The 16,449-nt window shown below is 73.8% G+C and carries 9 protein-coding genes and 1 pseudogene; 6 read left to right on the top strand and 4 right to left on the bottom strand.

All coding sequences use genetic code 11. The features are described from left to right. Positions 1-7: 7 nt before the first annotated feature. Positions 8-1,690: an AMP-binding protein gene (locus OG896_RS07680; protein WP_329363624.1), complete on the top strand. Its 1,683-nt coding sequence runs from the start codon at positions 8-10 to the stop codon at positions 1,688-1,690. 29 nt (positions 1,691-1,719) lie between these two features. Next, positions 1,720-3,372 carry an AMP-binding protein gene (locus tag OG896_RS07675; RefSeq protein ID WP_329373790.1) on the top strand — a complete coding sequence of 551 codons (1,653 nt, stop codon included), beginning with the start codon at positions 1,720-1,722 and terminating at the stop codon, positions 3,370-3,372. A 79-nt stretch (positions 3,373-3,451) separates the two neighbouring features. On the opposite strand, the pseudogene gcl reads toward OG896_RS07675, so the two are convergent. The 4 genes and pseudogenes from gcl to OG896_RS07655 all read right to left on the bottom strand — a co-directional run. Continuing rightward, positions 3,452-5,218 (bottom strand): annotated as a pseudogene (gene gcl, locus OG896_RS07670) (glyoxylate carboligase); the annotation flags it as partial. A 292-nt stretch (positions 5,219-5,510) separates the two neighbouring features. Continuing rightward, entirely contained in the window at positions 5,511-6,242 is a 732-nt protein-coding gene (locus tag OG896_RS07665; RefSeq protein WP_329363622.1) for a hypothetical protein, read from the bottom strand. A 287-nt stretch (positions 6,243-6,529) separates the two neighbouring features. Then, positions 6,530-7,429 carry a 2-hydroxy-3-oxopropionate reductase gene (locus OG896_RS07660; RefSeq protein ID WP_329363620.1) on the bottom strand — a complete coding sequence of 300 codons (900 nt, stop codon included), beginning with the start codon at positions 7,427-7,429 and terminating at the stop codon, positions 6,530-6,532. A gap of 142 nt (positions 7,430-7,571) precedes the next feature. After that, positions 7,572-8,393: a TIM barrel protein gene (locus OG896_RS07655; RefSeq protein ID WP_329363618.1), complete on the bottom strand. Its 822-nt coding sequence runs from the start codon at positions 8,391-8,393 to the stop codon at positions 7,572-7,574. 585 nt (positions 8,394-8,978) lie between these two features. Between OG896_RS07655 and OG896_RS07650 the strand changes: the two genes are divergently transcribed. The 4 genes from OG896_RS07650 (at position 8,979) to OG896_RS07635 (ending at position 16,443) form a co-directional block, all read left to right on the top strand. After that, positions 8,979-10,121: an AfsR/SARP family transcriptional regulator gene (locus tag OG896_RS07650; RefSeq protein ID WP_443056960.1), complete on the top strand. Its 1,143-nt coding sequence runs from the start codon at positions 8,979-8,981 to the stop codon at positions 10,119-10,121. 5 nt (positions 10,122-10,126) lie between these two features. Further along, a complete protein-coding gene (locus OG896_RS07645; RefSeq protein WP_329373788.1) occupies positions 10,127-12,589 on the top strand; it encodes a TOMM precursor leader peptide-binding protein in 2,463 nt (820 codons plus the stop codon). Next, the gene (locus OG896_RS07640) at positions 12,579-14,561 is read left to right on the top strand and encodes a TOMM precursor leader peptide-binding protein (protein WP_329363617.1); all 1,983 of its coding nucleotides are present in this window, start codon (positions 12,579-12,581) and stop codon (positions 14,559-14,561) included. The genes OG896_RS07645 and OG896_RS07640 overlap by 11 nt, the downstream gene beginning before the upstream one ends. A 226-nt stretch (positions 14,562-14,787) precedes the next feature. Then, complete coding sequence (locus OG896_RS07635; protein WP_329363615.1) at positions 14,788-16,443, top strand: nitroreductase family protein; 1,656 nt, start codon at positions 14,788-14,790, stop codon at positions 16,441-16,443. Positions 16,444-16,449: the final 6 nt, after the last annotated feature.

Genomic DNA, 16,449 nt, shown 5'->3' with positions numbered 1-16,449 from the left:
AGGACACATGGCGGCATCGGACGCGACCGGGATGTTCCGGGACGCCAGGGACTTCCTGCTGCGGCACCGTGAGGACTACCAGGCAGCGTATGACGGTTTCGGGTGGCCGAGGCCCGAGCACTTCAACTGGGCGCTGGACTGGTTCGACGCCGTCGCCGCCGATCCCGCGCGCGCCGACCGGCCCGCGCTGTGGATCGTCGAGGAGGACGGCAGCGAGGCGCGCACCACCTTCCGGGAGATGTCCGCCCGTACCGACAGGGTCGCGAACTGGCTGCGCGGCCTGGGCGTGCGGGCCGGCGACCGGGTGCTGCTCATGCTCGGCAACCAGACCGAGCAGTGGGAGACCGCGCTGGCGCTGATGAAGCTGCGGGCGGTGGCCATCCCGGCCACCCCGCTGCTCGGCCCGGCCGACCTGCGCGACCGGATCGACCGCGGCGGGGCCCGGCACGCGGTGGTGCGGGCCGCCGACACCGGGAAGTTCGCCGACGTGCCCGGCGACTACACCCGGATCGCGGTCGGCGGCGCCACCGGGCCGTGGCGGGCGTACGAGGACGCGTACGCCGCCGACCCGGTCTTCGTGCCCGACGGGCCCACCCGCGGTGACGACCCGCTGATGCTGTACTTCACCTCCGGCACCACCGCCCGGCCCAAGCTGGTCCAGCACACCCATCTGTCGTACCCGGTGGGGCACCTGGCCACCATGTACTGGATCGGGCTGCGCCCCGGCGACGTGCATCTGAACATCTCCTCGCCCGGGTGGGCCAAGCACGCCTGGTCCAGCCTGTTCGCGCCGTGGAACGCCGAGGCGACGGTCTTCGTGCACAACTACACCCGGTTCGACCCGGCCCGGCTGATGGCCGAGATGGACCGGGCCGGGGTGACCAGCTTCTGCGCGCCGCCCACGGTGTGGCGGATGCTCATCCAGGCCGACCTGCGGGCGCTGGCGCATCCGCCGCGCGAGGTGGTCGCGGCCGGCGAGCCGCTCAACCCCGAGGTGATCGAGCACGTCAGACGGCTGTGGGGGGTGGTGATCCGGGACGGGTTCGGGCAGACCGAGACCGCCGTGCAGGTCGCCAACCCCCCCGGGCAACTGGTCAAGGCCGGCTCCATGGGCCGCCCCACCCCCGGCTACACCGTCGCCCTGGTCGATCCGCAGACCGGCCGGCCCGGCGACGACGGCGAGATCTGCCTCGACCTGTCCACCCGCCCGGTCGGCCTGATGACCGGATACGCCGGCGACCCGGAGCGCACCGCCGAGGCGATGGCCGGCGGCTACTACCACACCGGCGACATCGGCCACCGCGACGCGGACGGCTACATCACCTACGTCGGCCGCAGCGACGACGTCTTCAAGTCCTCCGACTACAAGATCTCCCCGTTCGAGCTGGAGAGCGCGCTGCTGGAGCACGAGGCGGTCGCCGAGGCCGCCGTGGTGCCCGCACCCGACGACCTGCGGCTGTCGGTGCCGAAGGCGTACGTGGTGCTCGCGGCCGGCTGGGCGGCCGACGGCGAGACCGCCAAGGCGATCTTCGCGCACTCCCGGTCGGTGCTGGCGCCCTACAAGCGGGTGCGGCGGCTGGAGTTCGCCGAACTCCCCAAGACCGTGTCGGGCAAGATCCGCCGGATCGAGTTGCGCGAGGCGACCGCGCGCGACGGCAGCCACGAGTACCGCGAGGAGGACTACCGATGAGCGACACGGGCACGGATACGGGCACGGGCATGGGCACGACCGGGGCCGGGGCCGCCGCCGGCACCCCGCCGGCCGAGCCGTCCTACGCGCACGGCACCGGCGGCGCCCCGCTGCTCGGCGACACGATAGGACGCAACCTCGACCGGGCGCTGGCCGCTCACCCCGACCGCGAAGCACTGGTCGACGTGGCCAGTCAACGGCGCTGGACCTACCGCGAGTTCGGCCGCGACGTGGACGCGCTGGCCCGGGGCCTGGCCGCCCACGGGGTGCACAAGGGCGACCGGGTCGGCATCTGGGCGGTCAACTGCCCCGAGTGGGTGCTCGTGCAGTACGCCACCGCCCGGCTCGGCGCGATCATGGTGAACATCAACCCCGCCTACCGGCTGCACGAGTTGGCGTTCGTGCTCAAGCAGTCCGGCATCGAGGTGCTGATCGCCTCCACCGAGTACCGCAGCAGCGACTACCGGGCGATGGCCGCCGAAGTCCGCGACGACTGCCCGCGGTTGCGCGAGGTGGTGCACATCGGCGACCCGGAGTGGGACGGGCTCATGGCGGCCGGGGCGGACCTGCCGGCCGACTACCTCGCCGTCCGGGAGGCGTCGCTCAGCTGCGACGAGCCGGTCAACATCCAGTACACCTCCGGCACCACCGGCTTCCCCAAGGGCGCCACCCTCTCCCACCACAACATCCTCAACAACGGCTACTTCGTGGGCGGCACGGTCGGCTACACCGAACAGGACCGGGTCTGCCTGCCGGTGCCCTTCTACCACTGCTTCGGCATGGTGATGGGCAACCTCGGCATCACCTCGCACGCCGCCTGCATCGTCATCCCCGCGCCCGCCTTCGACCCGGCCGCGACCCTGCGCGCCGTCGAGCAGGAGCGCTGCACCTCGCTCTACGGCGTGCCCACGATGTTCATCGCCGAGCTGGGCCTGCCCGACTTCGCCTCCTACGACCTCAGTTCGCTGCGCACCGGCATCATGGCCGGCTCGCCGTGCCCGGCGGAGGTGATGAAGCGGGTCATGTCGGAGATGCACATGGCCGAGGTGTCGATCTGCTACGGGATGACCGAGACCTCGCCGGTGTCCACCCAGACCCGCCGGGACGACGACCTGGAGCACCGCACCGAGACCGTCGGCCGGGTGCTCCCGCACATCGAGGTGAAGGTCGTGGACCCTTCCTCGGGTGTCACCCTGCCACGCGGAACCCCGGGTGAACTGTGCACCCGGGGCTACTCGGTGATGCTCGGCTACTGGGACGAACCGCAGCGCACCGCCGAAGCCGTGGACGACGGGCGCTGGATGCACACCGGGGACCTCGCGCTGATGCGGGAGGACGGCTACGTCGCCGTCGTCGGCCGGATCAAGGACATGATCATCCGGGGCGGGGAGAACATCTACCCGCGCGAGATCGAGGAGTTCCTCTACACCCACCCCAAGATCGCCGACGTGCAGGTGGTCGGCGTGCCCGACGCCCGCTACGGCGAGGAGATCCTCGCCTGCGTCATCCCGCGCGACCCGGCCGACCCGCCCACCCTCGCCGAGGTCGCCGGGTTCTGCGCCGACCGGATCGCGCACTACAAGGTGCCGCGCCAACTGCGCGTGCTCGACGCCTTCCCGATGACGGTCAGCGGCAAGGTGCGCAAGATCGAGCTGCGCGAACGGTTCAGCGCACCGCGGTGACGGCGGCCGAGGCGGTGGCGCCGGCCGGGGTGGTGCCACCGGTCGCGGCGGTGGCCGGGGCGGGCGCGGTCAGCGGGATGACCGCGGTCGGGGCGTGCCAGGGCTCGGTCGCCACCTCCTCGAACTCCACCACGTTGCCGATGTCGGCGGTGGTGGACATCGAGATGTTCGTGACCCGCTCCAGGATCGCCTCGACCACCACCGGCACCCGGTGCTCGGCGGCGAGCTTCTTCGCCTGCGCGAAGGCCGCGCCCAGCTCGCCGGGCTCGGTGACCCGGATCGCCTTGCAGCCCAGGCCCTCGGCGACCTTGACGTGGTCCACGCCGTAGCAGCCGATCTCCGGCGAGTTGGCGTTCTCGAACTCCAGGTTCACCTGGAAGTCGATGTCGAGGCCGAGCTGCGCCTGCCGGATCAGCCCGAGGTAGGAGTTGTTCACCAGCACGTGCACGTAGGGGATGCGGTGCTGGGCGCCGACCGCCAGTTCCTCGATCATGAACTGGAAGTCGTAGTCCCCGGACAGGGCCACCACCTGGGCGTCCGGGTCGGCGGTGGCGACGCCCAGCGCGGCCGGGACGGTCCAGCCGAGCGGACCGGCCTGGCCGCAGTTGATCCAGTGCCGGGGGCGGTAGACGTGCAGCATCTGGGCGCCGGCGATCTGGGAGAGCCCGATGGTGGACACGTAGCGGGTCTCCGGGCCGAACGCGCGGTTCATCTCCTCGTAGACCCGCTGCGGCTTCATCGGGACGTCGTCGAAGTGGGTGCGGCGGTGCAGCGTCGCCTTGCGCTCCCGGGCCGAGGCGGCCCACGCCGAGCGGTCGGGCAGCAGCCCGGCCTCCTTGGCCTCCCGCGCCGCGGCGACGAACAGCTCCAGCGCGGCCTTCGCGTCCGAGGCGATGCCGTAGTCCGGGGCGAAGATCTTCCCGATCTGCGTCGGCTCGATGTCGACGTGCACGAAGGTGCGGCCTGCGGTGTAAACGTCGAGCCGGCCGGTGTGCCGGTTCGCCCAGCGGTTGCCGATGCCCAGCACGAAGTCCGAGGCGAGGAACGTCTCGTTGCCGTACCGGTGCGAGGTTTGCAGGCCGACCATGCCGGCGTTCAGCGGGTGGTCGTCGGCGATCGCGCCCCAGCCCATCAGGGTGGGCACCACCGGCACCCCGGTCAGCTCGGCGAACTCCACCAGCAGGTCGGCCGCGTCGGCGTTGATCACCCCGCCGCCCGCGACGATCAGCGGGCGTTCGGCCGCGCCGAGCATCGCCAGCGCCTTGGCGATCTGCGCGGCCGAGGCGGCCGGCCGGTAGACCGGCAGCGGCTGGTACGTCTCGGGGTCGAACTCGATCTCGGTGAGCTGCACGTCGATCGGCAGGTCGATCAGCACCGGGCCGGGGCGCCCGGAGCGCATCAGGTGGAACGCCTGCTGGAAGACGCCCGGGACCTGCGCGGCCTCCAGCACGGTGGTGGCGGCCTTGGTGACCGGCGCGGCGATCGAGGCGATGTCGACCGCCTGGAAGTCCTCCTTGTGGATCACCGCGGTGGGGGCCTGGCCGGTGATGCACAGGATCGGGATCGAGTCGCCGATCGCCGAGTACAGGCCGGTGATCATGTCGGTGCCCGCCGGACCCGAAGTCCCGATGCACACGCCGATATTGCCCGGCGCGGTGCGGGTGTATCCCTCGGCCATGTGCGAGGCGCCCTCCACGTGCCGGGCGAGCGTGTGGGTGATCCCCCCAGAGGCTTTCAGAGCCGCGTAGAAGGGGTTGATGGCCGCTCCCGGGACTCCGAAGGCCACGTCCACGCCTTCGAGTTCGAGGATCTCCACGGCCGCGCGCGCGGCGGTCATACGGGTCATGAGGACTCCCTGCGGGGCTTCAACGGGGGTGGGGCGAGCTGAGCGCTCGACATACTGTTTTCCGTAATACGGAAAGTAACTTCTGTTATGTGAAATGAGGCTAGGTCGCCGACGGATGGGCGTCAAGGCGTCGGATGAGGGGGTGCGGTGCCGTCGCTCGCGCAAGGAGCCGGCAGATCCAGGGGTGCTGGGGGCGCCGGCGGGCGAAGCCAGGGGGAGGGACGGCGCGATCAGCCCACGACCTGGCCGAGGGTCCGGGAACCCGCAGGACGGGGCGGTGCGGGCGGACCGCCTACTCGGGCCCCCGCCGGGTCAGTTGCTCCGCGGCCTCGTTGACCGGCTGGGGCGTCCCCGTCAGGTCGAGGACGTACAGCGGCACGGCGAGCCGGTCGGCCCGCAGCCGCGCGTCGTGGGCGTACCCGGCCAGCGAGAAGAACGCGCCGGTGGCGTCCTCGTTGACGCAGTTGAGCCACAGGCACTCGACGTCCCGCAGCGGGGTGGGCAGCGTGGTCGGGTCCACCTGGGCGACCAGCCTGTCGCCGCGCAGGTCGATGCCGTTGGCGGTACGGTCCCCGGCCAGCCGTACGTTCCCGAAGCCGAGCCACTTGAGGTAGTGGGCGGCCGCGCTCAGCGCGTCCCGGGCGGTGCGGATCGTGACCGGGCGGAACGGCGGCCGGCGGGTGGTCGGCGGCGGCACCGGACCGGTCGGCTCGGGTGCGCCCTCCTGCGGCGCGGGCACCTTGCCGTCACCGGAGTCGGCGGCGCAGGCCGCGACCGGCAGCCGCACCAGCGCGCCGCAGGCGCAGTCGTACTCCGGCTGCGGCCACTGGTCGGAGCGCCCGCACTCCGGGCAGCGCAGCCGTATCCAGGACTCGTCCCAGGAGTGGTGCAGCACCTGTACGGGCCGGCCGCCGGCCAGCACCGGCGGGGCGAGCGGGTTGCCGCAGGCGCACGGAAACGTCGGGGCGGTGTAGCCGTGCTCCCGCCCGCAGGCGGGGCAGCGCACCGGCACGCTCTCAGCCATCGCTCGCAACTCCCGTCCGGCCCCGGCGGTTCGGGCCGAGGTGTCGTGCACCCATAGTGCAGGAAGTCGGCGCCGCTGTGACCGTTCCCTCGCACCCGGTAAGCGTACGAGGGAAGTCGCGGGCTTCGGGGGTGGCCGCCCGGCGGTGCTCCCGCGGCCGTGCGGCCGTACGGGCGCCCCCAGGCGCGACCCTTGTCGGGGCACGCACCGCCGGGCGGGGTTCGGGGTGGCCGGGCGGGCCCTTCGCACCGGTGGTACTCGGCGCGGGCCCGGCTGCCGACCCGGGCTCAGCCCTTGACCGGCAGGCCGGAGAGCCGTTCCACGCCCCGCAGCAGCGCCGAGTGGTCCAGGCCGCCGTCGCCCTGCGCGCGCAGCGAGGCCACGAGGTTCGCGACCACCGCGCCGACCGGCAGGGCCGCGCCGACGGTGCGGGCCGCGTCGGTGACGATCCCCATGTCCTTGTGGTGCAGGTCGATCCGGAAGCCGGGGGCGAAGTCGCGGTCGAGGAAGTTGTCCTTCTTGCGGGCGAGCACGGTGGAGCCGGCCAGGCCGCCGCCGAGGACTTCGAGCGCCGCGGACAGGTCCACGCCGGACTTCTCCAGGAAGACCACGGCCTCGGCGCATGCCTGGATGTTGACCGCCACGATGAGCTGGTTGGCGGCCTTCACGGTCTGGCCGGCGCCGTGCGGGCCGCAGTGCACCACGGTCCTGCCCAGCGCCTCCAGCAGCGGCCGGGCCCGGTCGAAGTCGGCCGCCTCGCCGCCGACCATGATGGACAGCACGGCCTCGACCGCGCCCGCCTCGCCGCCGGAGACCGGCGCGTCGAGCACGCGGATGCCCTTGTCCGCGGCCGCCTTCGCCAGGTCGATCGAGGTCTGCGGGGTGATCGAGGAGGTGTCGATCAGCAGGGCGCCCCGGCGGGCGTGCGCGAGTATGCCGTCCTCGCCGTAGGCGATCGCCTCGACCTGCGGGGAGGCCGGGACCATGGTGACGATGACGTCCGCGTCGCGGACGGCCGCGGCGATCGAGTCGGCGGCGGTGCCGCCGTTGGCGGCCAGCCGGGCCAGCTTCTCGGCTTCCAGGGTGTAGCCGGTCACGTCGTAACCGGCCTTGATCAGGTTCTCCGACATCGGCGAACCCATGATGCCCAGCCCGATCCAGGCGACCTTGGGCAGTGTGGTGCTCATCTTCTTGCCTTCCGTGGGTGCGGGCCGGATGCGGCGCCGGCGCGGCTCAGGGGATGGGGATGGGGAGGGGCGGGGGATGGATACGGGGATGGGGAGGGCGAGTTGAGGGGAGCCGGGGGTGGGGACCCGGTGGTTCGGCGGGTCAGCGGGGGAGCCAGCCGAAGGCGGCCGCGGAACCGGCGGGTGAGGGCTTGTACTCCAGGCCGGTCCAGCCGTCGTAGCCCTTCGCGCGTAGGGCGTCGAGGAGGGCGCCGAGCGGGAGGGTGCCGGTGCCGGGCGCGCCGCGGCCGGGGCTGTCGGCGATCTGCACATGGCCGGTGAGCGCGGTGTGCCGCTCGATCACGGCGGGCAGGTCCTCGCCGTTCATGGCGAGGTGGTAGAGGTCGAGCAGGAAGCGGGTGTTGTCCAGTCCGGTCGCCTCGTTGACCTGACGGACGACGTCGACGGCGGCGTCCGCGGAGACCAGCGGGTAGCGCGGGGACTCGGGGGCGTTGAGCGCCTCGATCAGCAGGGTCGCGCCGATCTCGTCCGCGGCGCGGGCGGCACGCACCAGGTTCTCCAGCGCGAGCGCGTCCTGCGCGGCCGGGTCCACGCCGTCCACGCGGTTGCCGTAGAGCGCGTTGAGCGCGCGGCAGCCCACGGACGCGGCGAAGCCGGCGGCGACCTCGACGTTGGCGCGGAAGCGGTCGGACTCCTCGCCGGGTACGGACAGCGCGCCGCGGTCGGGCCCCGGCAACTGCCCGGCGTAGAAGTTGAGGCCGACCAGGCGGGTGCCGGCCGCCTCCAGGGCCGAGCGCAGTTCGTCGAGGCGGACCTTGTCGGGCGCGGGGTCGTCGATCCACGGCCACCACAGTTCGACGGCGTCGAAGCCCGCGGCGGCGGCCGCGGCCGGCCGCTCCAGGAGGGGGAGTTCGGTGAAGAGGATCGAGAGGTTCACATCGAAGCGCGCGTCGGCGAGACCCACGAAGCGGCTCCTTCCAGAAGGTCGATATTTCACATTGCGGAAGTTCATTTCTGTCTTGTGGAACAGTGAAGCAGGCTCGGCCGTGGTGTCAAGCGATCCCGGCGCGGGGCGTGGCCGCGGGTCGCCGACGCGGGTCGCGTGCGCGGGGTGCGGCCAACGGGTCGCCTCGTGCGGGTGCGGCCGGGCGCCGGCGGCAATCGCCGCGGACTTTTGGTTCTTTTGTCCGTGCCATTACTTCGGCCGAGTTGTCCTGTGATGTCGGGGCGTCCGATCCTCCGGAAAAACGATATTCACCCGCTCGTAATACTGTGAGGGATGTCCGTTTGCCCTCCAGTGCTGCCGCGGCATACCGTCCCGGAGTGTCCTGATTGCGCCGGTTAACGGGCGTTCAGGCACCCTGGACAGCTAAACGGAGCTGCCGTATCCTCATCCGAGATCGCCGATAGTCTGGGCCGTATCCGGCCTTTGTCTCTGCTCGGTGCACACTTGCCGGGCCGTCGGTGTCACGGGGCTACGGGGACGGTGAAGTGTGTGTTCCGAGCAGACGCGCGCGCGGCACGAAGAACGACGAACGGCCATGGTCCGATGACCTCCGCCGAGCCGCCGACGGGCGAACGAGGCGGTACGCACACCCGGTTCACCGTTCTCGGCATGCTCACCCTCGCGGACGGCAGGGAATCCGTCGTCCTCCAGCCGTCGCGGCCCGCCGCTCTGCTCGCCGCATTACTTCTGCACGCGAATTCCGTGGTCACCGCTGATTTTCTGCAGCAGGTTATCTGGGGCGCCGACACGCCCGCACAGGCGAAGGCCGCATTACACAGCTGCGTGTTGCGGCTGCGCCGGCTCTTCAGTAAATACGGCGTCGCCGACAACGCCATCGAGGCAGTTCCCGGCGGTTACCGGCTGACTGCGGACGCCGCCGCACTCGACCTCGTGGAGTTCCGCGAACTGCTCGGCCGGGCGTATTCCGCGGCGGAACCGGAAAAGGAACTCGGGCTGCTGCGCACCGCGCTCGCGCTCTGGCGGCCGCCGCTGCTGTCGAACGTCCACTCCGACCTGCTGCACCGCGACGAGGTCCCGCGGCTGGAGGAGGAGTGGCTGCGCGCCATCGAGCGGGTCTTCGACCTCGAACTCGCCCGCGGCCGCTACCGCGAGGCGGTCGCCGAGATCTGGCCCACCGCCCGCGCCCACCCGCTGCACGAGCGCTTCACCGGGCAGCTGATGGAGGCGCTGTACCGGACCGGCCGCCGCGCGGAGGCGCTCGCCGAGTACCGCAAGGCCAAGGAGCACCTCGCCCAGCAACTCGGCGTGGACCCCGGCCCCGACCTGCAACGGCTCGAACTCGCCATCCTGCGCGGCGCCCACGCCGACGGACCCCGGCCCGCCGCCGCGACGTCGGCGGCCGGTTCCACCGACGGCCCCGACGACGCCCAGGACAGCCAGGACCCCCGGGGCACTCAGGATGCCCAGGGCACTCGGGACAACCAGGACTCCCTGGACGGCGCCCTCAGCGGTGCCCGCGTGCTCGACCGGCTGGTCGGCGCGGGGCTGCTGGAGGAAGGGCCGCGCGGCCACTACCGCATGCACGACCTGCTGCGCGTCTTCACCCGGGCCGCCGCCGCCGACGGTGTCGGCGCCCGGGCCGCACGTACCCCTCGCGCCAGCGGGCGCACCCCCCACCCGTCCCCCCGGCCCGGCGCCGCGGAACTGCACCCCACGGAGGCGTGACCGACATGGTGTCACCGTACGAGGAGATCGCCGCGACCCGGCCGCGCATCCGCCGGGACGTGCTCTACACGCAGACGCCGACCGGAGTCCACTTCCACAACGCGCGCGGCGGATTCAGCGTCGTGATGCCGTCGGCCTACCGCTTCGCGTCCCTGATCGTGCCGCACCTGACCGGCGACAACACGGTGGCCGCGCTCTGCGGGGGCCTCGGCGACAAGCAGCGCGACATGGTGGCCCGACTCGTCGGCACGCTCTACGCGCGTGGCTTCGCCAGGGACGCGGTCCCGCCGGCCGCCGACGCGCCGGTGCCCGAGGAGGCCGTGGCGCGGCGGTTCGCCGCGCAGATCGCCTACGTCGACCACTACACCGATGACGCGGCGGCCCGGTTCCTGCGTTTCCGGCACACCCGGGTGGCCGTGGTCGGCGACGACGCGCTCGCCCGCTGGGCGGCGCTGTCGCTGGTCCGCAACGGCTGCGCGCGGGTGGCCGTCACGTCCGCGGCGGTCACGTCCGAGGCCGTCACGTCCGCGACCGATTCCGCCGTCCCGTCCGCGACCGATTCCGCCGCCGCCCCCTCGGCGTCCGAGGAGGCCGCGGCGTTGCGGGAGGAGGGCTGTCCGGTAGTGCTCGACGTGCTCGAACCCGGCCGCGGGACGGGCGAGTTCGGTTGGGCCGACCTCGACGGGTACGACCTCGTGGTGGTCACCGGTGAGCGCGGCCCGCGGCAGGTCGCCGCGCTGTCCGACGCTGTCCCGGCCGGGAAGAGGGTGCTGCCCGCCTGGATGTTCGGCCGGTCGGCGGTGGTGGGGCCGCTGCTCACCGGCGGGCCTGGTGAGGCGGATGCGACGGTGGCGTCCGACGGGTCCGGTGGCTCCGCCGAGACCGTCGCGTCGGCCGGCTGCTGGACCTGCGCGGCGCTGCGGCTCGGCGCCAACGGGGACCCGGCCGACGCCGCCGACCTGTGGAGCGGGCTGGCCCCCGGCGGCCCGCGCGACCAGCCCGGCGCGGCCTCCCTGAGCGGTCCGCTCGCCGCCATGCTCGGCAACCTCCTCGGCTACGAGGTGTTCCGGCTCACCACGGGCGCGCTGCCCGCGGAGAGCGAGGGCCGGCTGATCGTCCAGGACACCGACTCGCTCGACACCGTCACCGAACCCCTCCTCCCGCACCCGCGCTGCCCGGCCTGCGCCCCGCTCGCGGCACCGCCCGCCACGGTCACCGACCTGGAGCAGCTCGACGCGTCCGGCGACGCCGCACCGGCCGGGGACCTGACCGCCGCGGTGGGGGACGCCGACGCCGGGCAGGCCGCGCTCGCCGAACTCACCGACCGGTCCGCGCTCGTGGGGCCCGTCGCGGGCGTCTTCCAGGCGTACGCGGACGAGACGTGGGCGCAGACCCCGCTCAAGGCCGCCACGGTGCGGCTCGGCCTCGGCCACGGAGTACGGCGGGAGATCAGCGCGTTCGACGTCCACCACGTCGCCGGGGCGCGGTTGCGCGCGCTGCACCGGGCCGCCGAGGTCTACGCCGAACACGTCGTACCGCCGGCGGAGCCGCTCACGGGTGCCGCGCTCGACGCGGCCCGGGAGAAGTGGCGGGCGGTGGACCCCGCCGACCTCGCCACCGCGGCCGGGCTCGGGTACGGCGCCGGGGCGGCCACCGCGTGGTGCGCGGCCACCTCGCTCCTGGGCGGCGGCGGCAGCGTGCTCGTACCGGCCGCCGCGGTACGCCCGTTCGGCCCGTACAACCGGGACCGGCTGGTCGAGCCGACCTCCGCGGGAACCGGCGCCGGCCGTACCCCGGCCGAGGCCGCCGCCCGCGGCGTGCTCACCGCGCTCGGCCACGCGGCCCTGCGCGCCGCCCTGCGCGGGACGACCGAGGTCCGCGCGATCGACCCGGCCGCACTGGCGGAACGCGTCGGCCCCGAGGACGGCGACGACGCCGAACTCACCTTCCTGCTGCGGTCGGCCGCCAACCTCGGCGCCGACCTCGACCTCCTCGACCTCGGCGCGCCGGACGCGCGGCCCGCCCCCACCGTGCTCGCCCGCGCGGGCGGGAGCTGGGCGCTGGGCACCGCACCGCGCGGGCGCGACGCGGCACTCGAAGCACTCCGCGACCTGCTCGGCACTCTCCAACTGGCCGCCGAGGAAGCCGGATCGGGTGACGGCGCCGCGTCGGGCGCCGGTGCCGGAGCGGGTGGCCGTGCCGGCGCAGGCGATCGCACCGCCTCCGCCCGCGTCGACACCGGCGACCCGCTCATGAAGGACCTCGCGCCCGCCACGATCGCGGCCACCCGGGTCCCCGGACCCGTGCCGCTGACCGAGCGGACCGACTGGGCCACCGTCGCCGCCCGGCTGCGCGCGGCCGGGCAGGACCTGCTGGCCGTCCCGGTGCACGCGCCCGACCTCGCGGCCGGCCGGCTGCACGTGACCCGCGTCCTGCTGACGTCGCCCCGGGCCTCCGATGCGCACTGACGTTCGCCCGGCGCCCGTCGCCGCGCCGCCGCCGGCCGAGCGGGCCACCGACACGTCCGCCGGGCCGTCCGTCGTCGGCGCCCTGGCCGCAGCCCTCGGCGCCGCCCTTGCCGGCAGTCCGGCCGCGCACGGCATTCCCGCTCCCGCCGTCCATCCGCTGGGCCTACGGGACGAGTTGGCGGTTCCGGGCGGCGACGAACCGCGCGCCGTCCACGTGTACGGGCACCACGCGCTGGTGGGGCCGTTCGTGCCGGGCGGCGGCCCGGCATGCGCCCGGTGCCTGGCGCGGCGGTGGCAGGCGGTCCGGGCCCGGGGGTTGCGGGAGGCGCTGGAGTCGGGCGCGGACACCCGGGCGGCGGGCGCCTCGCCGTGGCAACTGCCCTTCGCCGCGGACGCGTTGGCCGCGGTGCTCGCGGCGCACACCGCGGCGGCGGCCGGCACCGCACGGGAGCGGTTCCCGTACGCGTACCTGCTGGACCTGGAGACGCTGGGGGTGACGCGGTTCCCGGTGGCTCCCGACGCGGAGTGCCCCGCGTGCGGGGACGCGCCGCCGGACACCGCGCCCGCCGCCGCCGTTCCGCTGCCGGCGACGCCCAAGCGGTCCGCGACGGACTTCAGGAGCCGGCCGGCGGACGCGTACGACGTGCCCCTTGAGGTCTTCGTCAACCCGGTGGCGGGCATGCTCGGCCCGTCCGTGGTGCCGGACCTGGTGTCGGCGTCGACGTCCTCCACGGTCGGCTCGTTCCTGCTGCGCTCCGGCGACTACCTGCGCGAGTGCTTCTGGGGCGGGCACACCCCCCGCTACCGCTCCAGCGTCCGGGTCGGCCTGCTCGAAGGGCTGGAGCGCTTCGCGGGGATGCGGCCGCGCGGCAAGCGCACCCAGGTCGTCGCGGCGTACGACGAACTCGCCCGCACCGCACCGGTGCTCGACCCCCGCGCGTGCGGCCTGTACGACGCCGGCTTCCACCGCGCGGAACCCGAGGTGCGCCCGTTCGATCCGGCGCGGCCGATCCCGTGGGTGTGGGGCTACTCGCTGCGCGACCACCGTCCGCTGCTGGTCCCGGAGATCACGGCGTACTACCACGCGCCCGGCGGCCTCGCCAACCGCTTCGTGCAGGAGAGTTCCAACGGCTGTGCGTCCGGCGGAAGTTGGGCCGAGGCGGTGTACTTCGGGCTGATGGAGGTGATCGAACGCGACGCCTTCCTGCTCGCCTGGTACGGCCGCGCCCCGCTCACCGAGATCGACGGCTCGGCCAGCCGCCGCCCCGAAACCCGTTCGATGATCGACCGGTTGGCGATGTACGGCTACCGGGCCCGGTTCTTCGACACCCGGATCACCTTTCCGGTGCCCGTGGTGACCGCCGTCGCCGAGCGCGTCGACGGCGGAACCGGCCGGCTGTGCTTCGGCGCGGGCGCGAGCCTCGACCCGGAGGCGGCGCTCGCCGCCGGGCTGTGCGAGATCGCCACCGACGCGGTCAACCTGCGTGCCAGGACCGAACGCGACGCCCCCCGACTGCGGGCGATGGCCGAGGACTTCACGAAGGTGCGGGTGCTGCACGACCACCCGCTGGTGTACGGGCTGCCGGAGATGGCCCGGCACGCCGACTTCCTGCTGGGCACGTCGGGCCGGCCCGGCAACCGCAGGCCGCCCCGGATCACGCCGGCCGCGCTCGCCCGCGACACCGTCGCCCCCGGCGACGACCTGCGCGACGACGTCGAGGCGTGCGTCGCGCAGGTCGCCAGGGCCGGGTTCGACGTGATCGCCGTCGACCAGACCGGGCCGGAGCAGCGGGCGCTCGGATTCCGCACCGCCGGGGTGATCGTGCCGGGACTGCTCCCGATCGACTTCGGCTGGAACCGCCAGCGGGCCCGCCACATGCCCCGCATGCGGAGCGCGCTGCGGGAAGCGGGGCTGTGCGAAAGGGACTTGGCGGCCGATGACCTCAACCCGGCGCCACATCCGTTCCCTTGACGCCCTTCACGCCCTTCACGCCCTTGGCGAGGCGACCCGGAATGGACGGCGGAGCGGCAAGACGGCAGTACGGCGGTGAGGCGGCACAGCGGCAAGGCGGCACGGCAGTACGGCAGTTCCGCGCGACCCGGCAGGACCCGAGGCAGCACCCAGGCAGCACCCGCAAGGACCGCAAGGACCGCAAGGACCGAGAGGCCCGAGAGGCCCGATGAGGAAAGGACCGCCCGTGGGATTCGCCCATGAGTACGCGACCGCGATCGTCCGGCGCGGCCGGTACCCGATGGAGCCGGCCGACTGGGTGCCCGACTGGGCGGACCGGCCGCGCAAGGGGAAGCACTTCCCCGGCGCCGAGAGCTTCCCGCTGCCGCACGCCACCCCCTCGCCGCCGCCCGGCGCGACCGTCGAGCGCGGCCTGTACGGGCCGCGCGGCGGCGGCGCGTTCACACTGCCGCTGCTCGCCGGGATGCTCCAGGACTCCTACGGCCTGACCGGCCGCCGGCTCGCCGTCCAGGCCAACTCCGACCTGGGCACGCTGCCGATGTACGCCGAGGCGAACTGGTCGCGGGGCAGCGCGTCCGGCGGCGGCCTGTACCCGGTCGGCATCCACTGGGTCAGCGGACCCGGCGGCCCCCTCACCCCCGGCGTGCACTACTACGACACCCGGCAGCACGCGCTGCGCCGCCTGCTCACCGGTGACGTCACCCCGCAGGTGCGCGCGGCGGTCGGCGAACCGGCCCTCGGCCACGACCAGTTCCTCGTGCTCACCGTGCGCTTCTGGCAGAACGCCTTCAAGTACAACAGCTTCAGCTACCACGTCGTCACGATGGACACCGGTGCCCTGCTGGCTACGTGGCGGATCTGGGCCCGCGCCCACGGCCTGCACGTCGGCCCCGCCTTCTGGTTCGACGAGCCCCGGCTCGGCGCCCTGTTCGGCCTGACCGACGACGAGGAGGGCGTCTTCGCCGTGGTGCCGCTGACCTGGCAGCCCTCCACCGCGCACGCGACGACAAACGCGGCCGCGGCGGCCGGCACCGGCACCGGGGCCGCGGAGGCCGAAGGCACGGGCTCCGGCGCGATCTCCGGCGCGGCATCCGTGCGGGTAGGGCATGCCGACCAGGAGCGTTCGGGGTTCACCACGACGTTCGAGACGGTGCGGCGGATGCACGCGGCGACGGTCGAGGGCGCGACCCGGCGGCCGGCGGCCGGCGCGCTCGCGGCGGCGTCGGCGCGGCCGGTCGAGGCGGGCGGCGAGCGGGTCGCGCTGCCCGCGCGGGAGCCGCTGGAACGCGGGGTGCGGCAGGCGCTGCGGGCCAGGCGCAGCAGTTTCGGCAGGTTCCAGGCGGCGCGTCCGCTGGCGGCGCGGGAACTGGCGACGGTGCTCGCCGCCGCGGACGCCGCCGGCACGCTGGACAGCGACGCGGAGCCCGCTGACGCCGAACCCCTCACCCGGCTGCTGGTGTTCGTGAACCACGTGGCGGGCGTGCCGCAGGGTGCGTACGCGTACGACCGGGCCGACGGGTCGCTGCGGCTGCTGCGGGCCGGCCGCCCGGGGGAGTTCCTCCAGCGCAACTACTTCCTGGCGAACTACAACCTGGAACAGGCCGCGGCCGTGATCGTGCCCGCCGCGCGCACCCACGCCGTGCTGGACGCCGTCGGGGACCGCGGCTACCGCCTGGTGAACGCGGTGGTCGGCGGCATCTCCCAGGCCGTGTACACCGCGTCGAGCGCGGCCGGCCTCGCCTGCGGAGTGGCGCTCGGGTTCGACGCGATCTCCTTCACCGAGGAGTTGGGGCTCGACGCGACCGGCGAGATCCCGCTGCTGATCATGATGATCGGCCACGAACGGCCCCGCCCGGCCGACTTCCGCTACGAGATCGCCTGAGCGCCC

Source organism: Streptomyces sp. NBC_00669, assembly GCF_036226785.1.
Lineage (GTDB): Bacteria > Actinomycetota > Actinomycetes > Streptomycetales > Streptomycetaceae > Actinacidiphila.
Note: the sequence above shows the minus strand (reverse complement) of the source record. Positions and strands in the feature narration are given on the sequence as shown.

Excerpts from the sequence above, each read along its gene's own strand:
- OG896_RS07665 (WP_329363622.1), bottom strand. The coding sequence starts at position 6,242 with ATGGCTGAGAGCGTGCCGGTGCGCTGCCCCGCCTGCGGGCGGGAGCAC.
- OG896_RS07645 (WP_329373788.1), top strand. The coding sequence starts at position 10,127 with ATGGTGTCACCGTACGAGGAGATCGCCGCGACCCGGCCGCGCATCCGC.
- OG896_RS07675 (WP_329373790.1), top strand. The coding sequence starts at position 1,720 with ATGGGCACGACCGGGGCCGGGGCCGCCGCCGGCACCCCGCCGGCCGAG.
- OG896_RS07650 (WP_443056960.1), top strand. The coding sequence starts at position 8,979 with ATGACCTCCGCCGAGCCGCCGACGGGCGAACGAGGCGGTACGCACACC.
- OG896_RS07660 (WP_329363620.1), bottom strand. The coding sequence starts at position 7,429 with ATGAGCACCACACTGCCCAAGGTCGCCTGGATCGGGCTGGGCATCATG.
- OG896_RS07640 (WP_329363617.1), top strand. The coding sequence starts at position 12,579 with ATGCGCACTGACGTTCGCCCGGCGCCCGTCGCCGCGCCGCCGCCGGCC.
- OG896_RS07680 (WP_329363624.1), top strand. The coding sequence starts at position 8 with ATGGCGGCATCGGACGCGACCGGGATGTTCCGGGACGCCAGGGACTTC.